Annotated in this window: 4 protein-coding genes; 2 read left to right on the forward strand and 2 right to left on the reverse strand. The window is 64.6% G+C overall.

The window, feature by feature from the left end; all coding sequences use genetic code 11:
- Positions 1-2,025, reverse strand: coding sequence for a methyl-accepting chemotaxis protein (locus AC07VI_RS27530; RefSeq protein ID WP_492992237.1), 2,025 nt, complete (start codon positions 2,023-2,025; stop codon positions 1-3).
- A gap of 197 nt (positions 2,026-2,222) precedes the next feature.
- Positions 2,223-2,720 carry an Lrp/AsnC family transcriptional regulator gene (locus tag AC07VI_RS27535; protein WP_086146729.1) on the reverse strand — a complete coding sequence of 166 codons (498 nt, stop codon included), beginning with the start codon at positions 2,718-2,720 and terminating at the stop codon, positions 2,223-2,225.
- Between the two features lie 157 nt (positions 2,721-2,877).
- Here AC07VI_RS27535 and AC07VI_RS27540 point away from each other — a divergent pair, with 157 nt between their 5' ends.
- Both AC07VI_RS27540 and AC07VI_RS27545 read left to right on the forward strand, forming a co-directional pair.
- Positions 2,878-4,914 carry an aminotransferase class V-fold PLP-dependent enzyme gene (locus AC07VI_RS27540; RefSeq protein ID WP_492992239.1) on the forward strand — a complete coding sequence of 679 codons (2,037 nt, stop codon included), beginning with the start codon at positions 2,878-2,880 and terminating at the stop codon, positions 4,912-4,914.
- A gap of 394 nt (positions 4,915-5,308) precedes the next feature.
- A complete protein-coding gene (locus AC07VI_RS27545) occupies positions 5,309-13,936 on the forward strand; it encodes a glycoside hydrolase family 94 protein (RefSeq protein WP_492996244.1) in 8,628 nt (2,875 codons plus the stop codon).
- Positions 13,937-14,077 lie beyond the last annotated feature (141 nt).

Below are 14,077 nucleotides of genomic sequence, written 5' to 3' on the forward strand. Positions count from 1 at the left end.
TTAAAACGCTTCCCACTCATCGCCGCCCGCTGCCTTGCGGCTGGCGGTCGGGGCGGGCCTGGCCGGCACCGCAGGTTTGGCAGCGAGCCTGGACACGGGCCGTGACGGTTTGCCTGCGGCCGCAGGCGCCGGGCGCGGTGCGGCCGCCTGGCCCGATTCGTCGAGTGTGAACACGCTGACCACCTGCGCCAGTTTGCCGGCCTGATCCTGCAAGGATTGGGCTGCGGCCGCCGCTTCTTCCACCAGCGCCGCATTTTGCTGGGTTGCATCATCCATCTGCGTGACCGTCGCATTGACTTGTGCGATGCCCTGGCTTTGTTCCTGGCTGGCCGAGGCGATTTCTCCCATCAGGTCGGCAACTCTCTGCACGGAAACGACGATGTCCTGCATGGTGGCACCGGCTGAATCGACCAGCTTGCTGCCCGCCTCCACCCTGCTGCCCGAGTCGACGATCAAATCCTTGATTTCCCTGGCTGCCTGGCTCGACCGTTGCGCCAGGTTGCGCACCTCGGTCGCCACCACGGCAAAGCCGCGGCCCTGCTCGCCGGCACGCGCCGCCTCGACTGCCGCATTCAAGGCCAGGATGTTGGTTTGAAACGCAATACCGTCGATTACCCCGATAATGTCCGCGATCTTGCGTGAACTTTCTGTAATCTCGCTCATCGTCTGTACCACCTGGCCGACCACGTCGCCGCCCTTGACGGCGTGGCCCGATGCCGACACCACCAACTGGTTCGCCTGGCGCGCGTTGTCCGCGTTCTGTTTTACGGTCGATGTCAGTTCTTCCATGGCCGCCGCCGTCTCTTCCAGGCTGGACGCCTGGGCTTCCGTGCGCGCCGACAGGTCCAGGTTGCCCGACGCGATCTGGCTCGATGCGCCGGCAATGGCCTCGGTACTGTCGCGAACTTCGCGTATCGTCACGTTCAGCGACGCGATGAATCGATTGAAGGCCGAGGCCAGCGCTCCCACTTCATCGTCCGATTCGACGGCCATGCGGCGGCTCAAGTCGCCATTGCCGCTGGCGATGTCGCCCAGCATGTCGGCCGCCCGCGCCACCGGGGCGGCAATGGCGCGGCTGATGACATAGATGATGAGCAGGGCGATGCCGCCGCCCACCAGGCCGGCGATCAATGCGGCGATCAGCGCCGAGCGCATGACATTGCCCAGCACCTCCGCTTCCGGCACTTCGGCCACCACGTACAGGTTCAATTCCGGTACGAAAGAGGCCGCCACGAGTTGCTTGCCACTGGGCGCCGCATAGCTGGCATACGTGTATTTGTTGCCGGTCAGTAGAGTCTTGCTCAATGCTTCGTCAAAACCAGGCAAGTCCTTCAGTTGATGCTTGCCGTCGGCCAGGGCCGGGTCACGGTGGATCAGCAGGCTGCCGTTGGCACGCACCAGGTAGACATAGCCCGTCTGGCCGACCTTGTAGCTGCGGATGGTTTCGGCCATGGCGTCGACGCTCAGGCCCATTCCGGCGATGACGGCCTTGCCGCCGGCCGTCTGGCCCCGCGCGTTCAGGAACAGCATGAAGCTGCCCGAGGCCGGATCGCGGTCCAGATTCACCGTATGCAGTTTGTTTTCGTCGAGCATGTTGAAGAACCAGTGATCGGCTGCTTGTTGCTTGTCCAGCGTGCGGATCAGTCCTGCGTCGGTCATGTAGCGGGACGCCGCTTGCGAACTCCAGCTGACGACGGCAGCCTTGTTCTTTTCCTTGAGCAGCCTGGCGTAGCGCTGGAAGGTGGGCAAGCCGCCATCGGCCAGGCCCGCGTCTTCCCAGTCCTGCAGAAAGATGTCGTTGGCCATGGTTTGCACCACCGACAGCGGCTGATTGATCTGGCGCAACACATCGTTGCGGATCTCGCCCACCTGGGCCGGCAGTTCCTGGCCGACGACGCGTTCGCGCACATAGGCGCTGCTCATGCGCACACTGAGGAAGGACGAGATCGCCATGAACAGCAGCAGGCACAAGCCCATGCTGAACATCAATTTTTTCTGGATGGAGAGGCGGCGGAGCAGATGCATGGAAGACCCTGGGCGTGGGCCCGTGCGACTGGCAGAGGTTGCCGGACATGCACAGGCAAGTGGGCAGTATAGCGACGGATAGGGAGGCTATTGGGGGAGAATGCCGTATTTTATGCATGGGTGTTGCCATATGGCAACGATTTCATGGTGCTAATATGCGTATTTTTCATGCGCCCTCGCACAGGGTGAAAAAACGTTCAAGCAGGCAAGCCGTGAGCGATCAATTCCAGCGGCAATTCCGTACTGCACTTAATTTGTTCCATGGAAAAGGCGGACGACACGCCCGTCAGTTGCACGGCCTTGATGAGCTTTTTATAGAAGGTATCGTAGCCCTTGATGTCGGTGGTGACGACTTTCAGCAGGTAGTCGATGTCGCCGCTCATGCGGTGAAATTCCTGTACCTCGGGCAGGACGATCACGGCGGCGGCAAAGCGGCGCAGCCATTTTTCATCGTGCTGGCCCGTGCGCACGCTGACGAACACCGTCACGGGCAAGCCCACTTTTTGCCGGTTGACGATGGCCACGCGGCTTTCGATATAGCCCTCTTCTTCCAGCCGCCTGACCCTCTTCCAGCACGGCGTGCTGGACAGGCCGATCTTTTCGCTGAGGGCGGCGATCGACAAGGTGCCGTCCTGCTGCAGGGCGGCCAGGATGGCGCAGTCGAATTTGTCGAGCGGGGTGCCAGGTGAATTCATTTTGTTATCTCCAATTTTGTAGCATATTCATGCTGCATATTACCGTGTTTGCAGTGTCTTTTGGCATATCTTCACGGTGGCGTGCCGCTAGACTAATGGGCATGCCCGAGCCGCAGCCGCGACGCCCCTTCTACCCTTGCCCTGACAGACTGCCATCATGAAAGAAATCTACCTCGACAGTAACGCCACCACCTGCGTGCTGCCCGCCGCCGTTGCCGCCGCCCGGCAAGCCATGGAGCACGGTTACGGCAACCCCAGCAGCACCCACGCGACAGGCTTGCAGGCCAAGGCCATGATGGATGGCGTGCGCCAGCGCGCCAGCCGCCTGCTGGGCGTGGGCGACGGGCGCCTGATGTTCAATAGCGGCGCCACCGAGGGCATCCAGACGGCTGTGCTGTCGGCCCTGTACGCGTTGCGCGAACGGCGCGATGCGGGCAAACGCATCGGCAGCCTGCTGCTGTACGGTGCGACCGAGCACAAGGCCGTTCCGGAAAGCCTGGCGCACTGGAACCGCTTGCTGGGCCTGAACCTGGACGTGCGCAAGCTGCCCGTCGATGCGCAGGGGCGCCACGACTTGCAGGCGCTCGATGCGCTGATCGGCGACACGGCCATGCTGTGCACGATGGCGGCCAACAATGAAACGGGCGTCATCAGCGACCTGTCGGCCATCGCCCAGCTGCTGCAGGAGCGTGGTGCGGACGCCTACTGGATGGTCGATTGCGTACAGGCGCTGGGCAAGCTGAAATTGAACCTGGCCGCCACGCGCATCGATTACGCGCCGTTTTCCGGTCATAAACTGTATGCGCCCAAGGGCATCGGCATGCTGTACGTGCGCGCCGGCGCGCCATTTACGCCGTTGATGATGGGTGGCGGCCAGGAGGCGGGCCTGCGTTCGGGGACGGAAAACATGGCCGGTATCGCCGCGCTGGGCGCCGTCCTGGCCGCGCTGGAAGACGGCAAGACCTTCCGCAGTCACGCCGACCTGGCCGCGTTCCGCGAGCAGCTGGTGGCCAGCCTGGAGTGCGCTTTCCCCGGCATCGTGTTCAATATGCCGTTTGATTTGTCGCTGCCGACCACGCTCAATTTTTCCGTGCCGGGGCTATCTTCGAAGGAATTGCTGGATTTGTTCGACGCGGCGCGCGTGCGCGTCAGCTCGGGCAGCGCCTGCTCCGCCGCCAAGGCCCTGCCCAGCTATGTACTGGAAGCGATGCACGTGCCGCAATGGCGCGCCAGTTCGGCCATCCGCCTGTCGTTCGGCCCCCTGATCGACGCGGCGACCGTCGCTGCCGCCTGCGCGCGCATCGAGCGCTGCGGCGAAGCGCTGCGCAGCAGCTGTTTGCTGCCGTCGGCGCTGGCGCCCTCGCCGCATGACGGCGTGATCCAGCTGAGCGTCGACGGCCAGAACACCTGGCTGCTCAGCGATGCGGCCAGCGCCAGTTGCGTTGTCATCGACCCCGCCGCCGCGCTTGTGCCGCGGCTGGCCGCCTTCATCCGCTGCCAGCATCTGGCCTTGCGCGCCATCGTACACACGACGGCCCCTGGCGACCATGGCGCCGCGCGCCTGGCGCTGCTGCAGGAACTTGATATCGAGCAAGTGGGCCGCGTCGATATCGACGGCGAACTGCCGCTGGGCCAGCAGCGTCTGCGCCGCATCGAGTGTGGCGAAAACCACGAAACGCATGTGTACTTGCTGGGGCAGCGTTTCGCTTTTGTCGGCGCCCTGGCGTCGCACGCCATCGCCCCTCTGCTGGAGGCCGGCCTGGTGACGCCGGAGACCGTGCTGTGCGCATCAAGCGACGATAACAGCGTCTGCAGCACCGTGCGCGCCGTGTGCGATGGCGTGCCCTCCGCCAGCGCGCTGCAAATTGATGCGGCCGGCTTGCCGGCCTTGCTGCGCCAGCATCCTGACGCCATTCTCGTCGACGTGCGCGAGGCGTATGAACATGCGGCCTGCGCCGGCACGGTATTTGAAGGGTGCGAGGTGCACAGCGTACCCCTGAGCCGCCTGGCGGGACAGGTCGGCGCCTGGTTGCAGGAGCCACAGCGTCCGCTGGTGTTTTTCTGCCGCAGCGGCAACCGCAGCGCGCGCGCCGCCGCCTGCCTGCGCCGCCTGGGCCATGGTGCGGCGTGGCAGCTCAGCGGCGGCATGGCGATGGCGGAAGCGACGCGCCACCCGCTGGCCATTGCGGCCTGAGCCGAGGTAAAGTTTCATCTTTGAAATCTTGCCCTGCATCATCATTGGTGTGGGGCAATTGATTTATTTCCTTGTGGCATTTTTATGCTGTTCAGTCCGCTAATTTCTTGGCCGACACGCCGCCAAAGCGCCAGCTATGTACGCTAGCGCACGGTCTTGCCAGCGCAGCACCCCTACGATGAAGTTCAGAAAATCTCCCTATACCCTGAGATTCGTCGCAACGCTCCGGCGCTTCGCTTTCCGTCTTCGCCAGTGTCCGATCTTGTTCCTCCTGACTGGGCCGGCGTGACGGCGGTCGCTGGCTGCATGCGTGCACCTAGCGAGGCCCAAGTTGAAAGAGTACACAGCAGTAGTCGCGGAACAGATCAAGGAACAGATTTCCAAATTCAAAGAAATCTTCCGGGACCATTCCCTTGCACAGGACACGTTTGACGCCGCGCGCGACGATGCCTTGCCCTTGCGTTCGGAATTGTTCAGCGCCATGCAGATGGCTGCCCACGGCAAGAACGTGGCCGCCGGCCATGCGGTGGGGCGGCATCACGGCCGCGACCGCCTGCTGGCGCGCCTGGCCGACAATGCGGCCCTGATCACGGCCACCGTCAACGAGCTGACGGCTACCGTGAAGAGCGGGCGCCAGGTCACGCCCGCTTCGGAATGGCTGCTCGACAATTTCTATCTCATCGAAGAACAGATCCGCACCACGCGGCGCCACCTGCCAAAGAACTACAGCAAGGAGTTGCCGCGCCTGACCTCGGGTACGGATGCGGGATGCCCGCGCGTGTATAAAATCGCGCTGGAAATCATCTCGCATGGCGACGGCCGCGTCGACCTGGAAAACCTGTGCCACTTCGTCGAGGCTTACCAGGATGTCGCCACCCTGACCCTGGGCGAACTGTGGGCCGTGCCCATCATGCTGCGCCTGGCCCTGATCGAAAATCTGCGCCGCGTGGCCGCGCGCGTGGCCGACGACCGCATGCAGCGCGACCTGGCCAATACCTGGGCCGACCAGATGACGGACATCGCCGAGCGCAACCCCAGCGGCCTGATCCTGCTGGTGGCTGACATGGCGCGCTCGAATCCGCCGATTACCAGCGCCTTCGTGGCGGAATTGTCGCGCCGCCTGCAGGGGCAAAGTCCGTCGCTCACGCTGGCGTTGTCGTGGCTGACGCACAAGCTGGCCGAATCGGGCCTCACCATCGAGCAGCAGATTCAAGCGGAGATCGGGCAGCAGGCGGCTGACCAGGTATCGATCGCCAACAGCATTGGCAGCCTGCGTTTTCTCGGCACCATGGACTGGCAGGAATTCGTCGAGACCATGAGCGTGGTCGAGCAGACCTTGCGCCTCGACCCGGCCGGCACCTATGGCCTGATGGATTTCGCCACGCGCGACAGTTATCGCCACGCCATCGAACGCATCGCCAAGCGCAGCGCGCGCAGCGAAGTGGACGTGGCCGAGATGGTGGTGCAACTGGCGCACACACACGGCAACGGCAATGACGCGCGCCGTGGCCACATCGGCTTTTACCTGGTCGGGCGCGGCGTGCTGGTGCTGGAAAAGCAGGCCGGCGCGAAACTGCCATTTATCGAGGCGCTGCAGCATACGGCGCGCGCCGCGCCGCTGGCCGTCTACCTGGGCGCCATCTCGTTCCTGACCCTGGCGACGAGCGCACTGCTGCTCGAGCGCGCCGTACGCCATGGCGTGCAGGGCTGGCCACTGGCGGCGCTGGGCGCGCTGGCGCTGCTGGGCAGCAGCCAGCTGGCGGTGGCCGTGGTGAACTGGCTGGCGACGCTGATGACGTCGCCGCATCCGCTGCCGCGCATGGATTACCAGGCCGGCATTCCGTCGGACGGGCGCGGCATCGTGGTGGTGCCGACCCTGATCTATAACCCGGAAAACGTGGCCGCCCTGTGCGAGGCGCTGGAAGTGCGCTACCTGGCCAACCGCGACCCGAACCTGCGTTTCTGCCTGCTGACGGACTTCGTCGACGCGGACGCGCAAACGATGCCGGGCGACGACGCCCTGCTGCGCCAGGCGCAGGACACCATCCGCGGCTTGAACGATAAATACCGCGTGGAGGGTGCCGAGTTCAAGGATAATGGCGACCCGGTCGAGCGTGAAGAGCTGGGCCATGTGGGGCCGTTCCTGCTCTTGCACCGTCCGCGCCTGTGGAATTCGCAGCAGAATACGTGGATGGGGCAGGAGCGCAAACGCGGCAAATTGTCCGACCTGCACGCCTTTCTGCGCGGCGGCGCGCGCGACAGATTCTCGCTGGTGGAAGGCGAGTTGCGCGGTTTGCGCACGATCAAATACGTGATTACGCTCGACACCGATACGCAGCTGCCGCGCGACGCGGCGCGCGAATTCATCGCCACCATGATGCATCCGCTGAACCGTCCCGTGCTCGACGCGGCCGGCACGCGCGTGGTCGCCGGCTACGGCATCCTGCAGCCACGCGTGGCCGTGGCGCTGCCCAGCGCGAACGCCTCGCGCTATGAACTGCTGTGCGGCGGCGAACCGGGCATCGACCCGTACACGCGCACTGTGTCGGACCTGTACCAGGACGTGTTTTATGAAGGCTCGTTCATCGGCAAGGGCATCTATGACCTCGACATGTTCGAGCGCGTGCTGGGCCAGCGCCTGCCCGACAATAAAATCCTCAGCCACGACCTGCTCGAAGGCTGCTACCTGCGCGCGGGCCTGCTCAGCGACTCGCAATTGTATGAAGAATATCCGGCCCGCTATGACGCCGACGTGAGCCGTCGCCAGCGCTGGATACGCGGCGACTGGCAGCTGATCGGCTGGCTGCTGGGGCGGGTGCCGGGCCGCGCCGGCAAGCGCGAACGCAATCCGCTGTCCATGCTGTCGCGCTGGAAGCTGTTCGACAACCTGCGCCGCAGCGTCGTGGCGCCGGCCACCACCCTGTCCCTGCTGCTGGCGTGGGGCTTCCTGCCGCACGTGGCGTTCTGGAGTGCGGCAGTGCTGGCCATCATCTTCCTGCCGCCCGTGTTTTCGGCGCTGTACGACTTGTTGCGCAAGCCGCGCGACACGCTGTGGCGCCAGCACCTGGCGGCGTTCGAGCGGCGCTGCGGCGTGCAGTTCTCGCATGCCATGCTGACTCTCGTCTTCCTGCCCTATGAGGCCTGGATCAGCCTGGACGCCATCGCGCGCACCCTGTGGCGCCTGGGCGTATCGCATAAACACCTGCTCGACTGGCGTGCCTCGAACCTGCATGTGTCTACAGGCTCGCAAGCGGACAGCTGGCGCGCCATGTGGTGCTCGCCCGCGCTGGCGCTGGCCACTTTTGCCGCCTTGCTGACCTGGCGGCCGGCAGCGTTGCCGGCCGCCGCCGTGGTGCTGCTGCTATGGCTGATGGCTCCCGCCATCGCCTGGTGGATCAGCCGCCCCATCGAGCGGGCGGTGGCGCGCCTGTCAGCCGAGCAAGGGAGGTTTTTGCACGGCGTGGCACGCAAGACCTGGGCCTATTTCGATACCTTCGTCGGACCGGACGACCACTGGCTGCCGCCCGATAACATGCAGGAGCATCCGAACCTGGTGGTGGCGCACCGCACCTCGCCGACGAACATCGGACTGGCGCTGCTGGCCAACCTGACGGCCTACGATTTCGGTTATGTCACCATGGGGCAGTTGATCGAGCGCAGCCGCGCCACCCTGCACAGCATGAGCGAGCTGGAGCGCTTCCAGGGCCATTTCTATAACTGGTACGACACGCAGACCCTGAAGGCGCTGCAGCCGATGTACATCTCGACGGTCGACAGCGGCAACCTGGCCGGCCACTTGCTGACCTTGCAGCCTGGTCTGGTGGAACTGTACGACGCGCCCATTTTGGGCGCGCAGATCGTGCAAGGCATTCGCACGACGGCGCAGGTGCTGCAGGAGTTCATTGCCGCCGAAGGCGAAGGCAAGGAGGTGCGCGCATCGCTGGCGCTGCTGCAGATGCCGGCCGCGCCAGCGAGCCTGCCCGAATGGCATGCCTACCTGAGCGCCGCAAATGGCGCGGCCGACGCGCTGCTGTCGCTGACCCTGCAAAGCGAGGATGGCGAGCTGCCCATGTGGAGCGGCGCGCTGGCCCGCCAGTGCCGCGCAGCGCTGACCGAGTTGCTGCAGCTGGCGCCGTGGGTCGCGCAGGCGGGCGTCGATGTGACGCTGGCGCGCGTGCCGACCCTGCGCCAACTGGCGAACCTGGAGGCGCCCGAAGGCATGCCCACCGAGCTGGCTGCATTGCTGGCGCAGGGCCGCGAGCAGGCGGGCCGCCACATGCGCGACATCGCCCGTGCGGCGGGCCAGGCACGCGACTTCGCGCAGATTGAATACGCGTTCCTGTACAACCCGTCGACAAAACTGCTGGCCATCGGCTACAACGTCAGTGAACGGCGCCTGGACCCCAGCTACTACGATTTATTGGCTTCCGAAGTGCGCCTGGCCAGTTTCATTGCCATCGCCCAGGGCCAGCTGCCGCAGGAACACTGGTTCGCCCTGGGGCGCCAGCTATGCATGGTAGCGGGGCAGCCCGTGCTGCTGTCGTGGAGCGGCTCGATGTTCGAGTACCTGATGCCGCTGCTGGTGATGCCGAACTATCCGAATACCCTGCTCGACCAGACTTACCACTCGGTCATCGAGGCGCAGATCGACTATGGCCGCCAGCGCGACGTACCATGGGGGATTTCCGAGTCCGGCTACAACACCGTCGACGCCAGCCTGAATTACCAGTACCGCGCCTTCGGCGTGCCGGGACTGGGCCTGAAGCGGGGCTTGGCCGACGACCTGGTGGTGGCACCGTACGCCAGCATGATGGGGCTGATGGTGCAGCCGGAAGCGTCGTGCCAGAACATGCAGCGCATGCAGGCGGCAGGCTACATGGGGTGTTACGGCTTTTTTGAGGCGGTCGACTTCACCACGGCGCGCCTGCCGCGCGGGCAGGGCAGCGCCGTCATCCGTTCCTTCATGGTGCATCACCAGGGCATGGGATTCCTGGCCCTCAGCTATTTGCTGCACGACCGCCCGATGCAGCGCCGTTTCGAGTCTGATCCGCTGCTGCAATCGGCCTTGCTGGTGCTGCAGGAGCGCACGCCGCAAGCGGGGGCGTTTTACTCGAATACGGCTGAACTGGCGGTGCTGCGCAGCGGCGCGCCCGAGCAGGCCATGCCGATGCGTATCCTCACGCAGGCCAACAGCGCCGTGCCGGAAACGCAATTGCTGTCGAATGGACGCTACCACGTCATGGTGAGCAATGCGGGCGGCAGCTACAGCCGCTGGAAAGACCTGTCCGTAACGCGCTGGCGCGAGGACAGCACGCGCGATAACTGGGGCAATTTCTGCTATCTGCGCGACCTTGATGACGGCGCTGTCTGGTCCACCATGTACCAGCCCACATTGGCGGAACCGAAGAAATACGAGGTGATTTTCTCGGAAGGGCGGGCCGAGTTCCGCCGCGCCGATCATGGCCTCGATTTGTACACGGAAATCGTCGTTTCGCCCGAGGACGACATCGAAATCCGCCGCACGCGCATCAGCAATAATTCGAACCGCCAGCGGCGCATTGAGATCACCAGTTTTGCCGAAGTGGTGATGGCGCCGGCGGCAGCCGATGCGGCCCATCCCGCGTTCAGCAAATTGTTCGTGCAGACGGAAATCCTGCCGCACGAAAACGCGATTTTGTGCACGCGCCGGCCCCGCTCGAAGGATGAGCAAATGCCGTGGCTGTTGCATGTGATGACGGTGCACGACGTGGACCGCTACGAAGTCTCGTTCGAGACGGACCGCGCGCGCTTCATCGGCCGCGGCAACACGGCGCAACTGCCGCAGGCGCTGCAGGACAGCGGGCCGCTCAGTGGCGGCCACGGCTCCGTGCTCGACCCCATCGTGGCCGTCCGCTATGTGATCACGCTCGAACCCGACCAGGCTGTGACGGTCGACAGCGTGACCGGCATGGTGGAACAGCGGGAGGCGGCGCTGCACCTGATCGACAAGTACCAGGATCGCCACCTTGCCGACCGGGTGTTCGAACTGGCCTGGACGCACAGCCAGGTGGTACTGCGCCAGCTCAATGCCAGCGAAGCGGATGCACAGCTGTATGCGCGCCTGGCCAATGCTGTCATCTATCCGAACGCGTCGTTGCGCGCCGAGGCCGGCATCCTGATCAAGAACCAGCGCGGCCAGTCCGGCCTGTGGGCGTATGCCATCTCGGGCGATTTGCCGATCGTGCTGCTGCAGATACGCGACGTGGCCAATATCGAACTGGCGCGCCAGATGGTGCAGGCACATGCCTACTGGCGCCTGAAAGGACTGATAGTTGACCTGGTGATCTGGTATGAGGAGCAGTCGGGCTACCGCCAGCTGCTGCACGACCAGATCATGGGTCTGATTGCCTCGGGCATCGACGCGCAGGCGATCGACCGCCCGGGCGGCATCTTCGTGCGCCTGGCCGAGCAGATCGCCAATGAAGACCGCATCCTGCTGCAGTCGGTGGCGCGCGCCATCATCAGTGACTTGCGCGGCACCCTGGCCGAGCAGGTCAAGCGGCCACCCAGCCCCGTGCTGCGCATGCCGCCACTGCTGCAGGACCCTGCTCGCGAGCATGGCGGCGTGCCGCACCGCGCCGCGCCGCGTGAACTGATACTGGAAAATGGCCTGGGCGGTTTCACGCCCGATGGACGCGAATATGTCATCACCACGTGCGAGGGCAAACAGACGCCGGCGCCATGGTCGAACGTGCTGGCCAATGCACAGTTTGGCACGGTAGTGTCGGAAGCCGGCCAGGCGTATACGTGGAGCGAGAATGCGCATGAATTCCGCCTCACGCCATGGCAGAACGACCCCGTGTCCGACCTGTCCGGCGAAGCGTTTTATGTGCGTGACGAGCACAGCGGGCAGTTCTGGTCGCCGTCAGCCCTGCCGGCGCGCGGCAGCGGCGACTACGTCACGCGCCACGGCTTCGGCTACAGCATTTTCGAGCACAGCGAGGGCGGCATCGTCACCGAATTGTGTACCTATGTGGCGATGGACGCAGCCGTCAAATACTCGCTGATCAAGGTGCGCAACGACAGCGGCGTGCCGCGCCGCCTGTCCGTCACCGGTTACGTGGAATGGGTGATGGCAGACCTGCGCGCCAAGTCCGGCATGCATGTGGCGACCGAGATCGATACGATCAGCGGCGCGCTGTTTGCGCGCAATAACTACAATACGGAGTTTTCGGGCCGCGTCGGATTTTTCAATACCGATGCCAGCATCCGCTCGATCACCTGCGACCGCAATGAGTTCATCGGCCGCAACGGCAGCCTGGCGCAGCCGGCCGCCCTGCGCCGCGTGCGCCTGTCCGGCAAGGCCGGTACGGGACTGGACCCGTGCGCAGCAATCCAGGTGCCGTTCGAGCTGCAACCGGGACAGGAGCGTGAAATCGTCTTCCTCCTTGGCGTGGGCGGGCGCCGCAATGCCGATGCCAGCACCATGGTGCAGCGTCATGCTGGCAAAGAGGCGGCCCGCAGCGCGCTGGAAGCGGTGCGCGCGCATTGGGAGACGACACTGGGCGCCGTGCGTATCGAGACGCCTGATCCTTCGCTCGATGTCATCGCCAACGGCTGGCTGATGTACCAGACCATCGCCTGTCGTCTGTGGGCGCGCAGCGGCTATTACCAGTCTGGCGGCGCCTACGGTTTTCGCGACCAGCTGCAGGATGCGATGGCCATGATCCACACGGCGCCGCAACTGCTGCGCAGCCACTTGCTGCTGTGTTCGGCGCACCAGTTTGTCGAAGGCGACGTGCAGCACTGGTGGCATCCGCCCTCGGACCGCGGCGTGCGCACGCACTGCTCCGACGATTACCTGTGGCTGCCGCTTGCCGCCTGCCGTTATGTGATTGCCACCGGTGACGTCAACGTGCTGTCGGAAGTGGCGCCCTTCATCGAGGGGCGCGCCGTCAAGCCGGAAGAGGATTCGTACTACGACTTGCCTATGCGTTCGGGCGAATCGGCCGACTTGTACGAGCACTGCGTGCGGGCCATCCGCCATGGCCTGAGACTGGGTGTGCATGGCTTGCCGCTGATGGGCTCCTGTGACTGGAATGACGGCATGGACAAGGTGGGCGAACACGGCAAGGGAGAGAGCGTGTGGCTGGCCTTCTTCCTGTATGAGGTGCTGCTGCGCTTCGCCGAGGTAGCCGTGCTGCGCGGCGATGCGGCCTTCGCGCAGTTCTGTCGTGACGAAGCCGTGAAACTGGCGGCCAGTATCGAGGAGCATGCGTGGGATGGCGAGTGGTACCGACGCGCATATTTCGACGATGGCACGCCGCTCGGTTCGCATACCAACGAGGAATGCCAGATTGATTCGATTTCGCAAAGCTGGGGCGTGCTGTCGGGCGCCGCCAACAAGGAACGTGTCGCCGGTGCCATGCGCCAGGTCGATGCGCGCCTGGTACGGCGCGATTCCGGCGTGATCCAGTTGCTCGATCCGCCGTTCGATAAATCCAGCCTCAATCCTGGCTATATCCGCGGCTATGTGCCTGGCGTGCGCGAGAATGGCGGCCAGTACACGCATGCGGCCATCTGGACGGCGATGGCATTTGCCCGCATGGGCGATGGCGAAAAGGCGTGGGAACTGCTGCGTATGATCAATCCCGTGCGCCATGGCGCCGACGCGCAGGCGGTGGCGCGCTACAAGGTGGAACCGTACGTGGTGACGGCCGATGTGTATGCTGTCGCGCCGCACGTCGGGCGCGGCGGCTGGAGCTGGTATACCGGGTCGTCGGGCTGGTTGTACCGGTTGATTGTCGAATCCCTGCTGGGCTTGACACGCGAGGCGAACGTGCTGCGCCTCACTCCCCGTATGCCGGCCGAATGGGACAGCTTCAAGCTGCACTACCGTTTCGGCGCCAGCAGCTACGCGATCACGGTGGAAAAGGCGCAGGGACGACCTGCCGGATTGTCGCTCGATGGCGTGGCAGTAGCGGACGGCAGCATTGTCCTGCGCGACGAAAGCCGCGAGTACGCGGTGTTATTGTTGCTGTAATCCTGTAGCGGATCTTGCCACTTTTCGTAGCCGGGGCGGCGGCGGCCGGCCAGCAGGATCAAGCCTGCGCCCAACAGCAGCAGGTCGCGGGTACGCACTTCGTGGCTGACTTGGCCCGCAGCGAGAGGCGCCTGGCGATGA

The sequence above is a fragment of the Janthinobacterium sp. GW821-FHT03A03 genome (assembly GCF_059421435.1).

What these genes read in the sequence shown, in the direction of transcription:
- AC07VI_RS27530 (WP_492992237.1), bottom strand. Translation starts at nt 2,025, where the DNA reads ATGCATCTGCTCCGCCGCCTCTCCATCCAGAAAAAATTGATGTTCAGC.
- AC07VI_RS27540 (WP_492992239.1), top strand. Translation starts at nt 2,878, where the DNA reads ATGAAAGAAATCTACCTCGACAGTAACGCCACCACCTGCGTGCTGCCC.
- AC07VI_RS27535 (WP_086146729.1), bottom strand. Translation starts at nt 2,720, where the DNA reads ATGAATTCACCTGGCACCCCGCTCGACAAATTCGACTGCGCCATCCTG.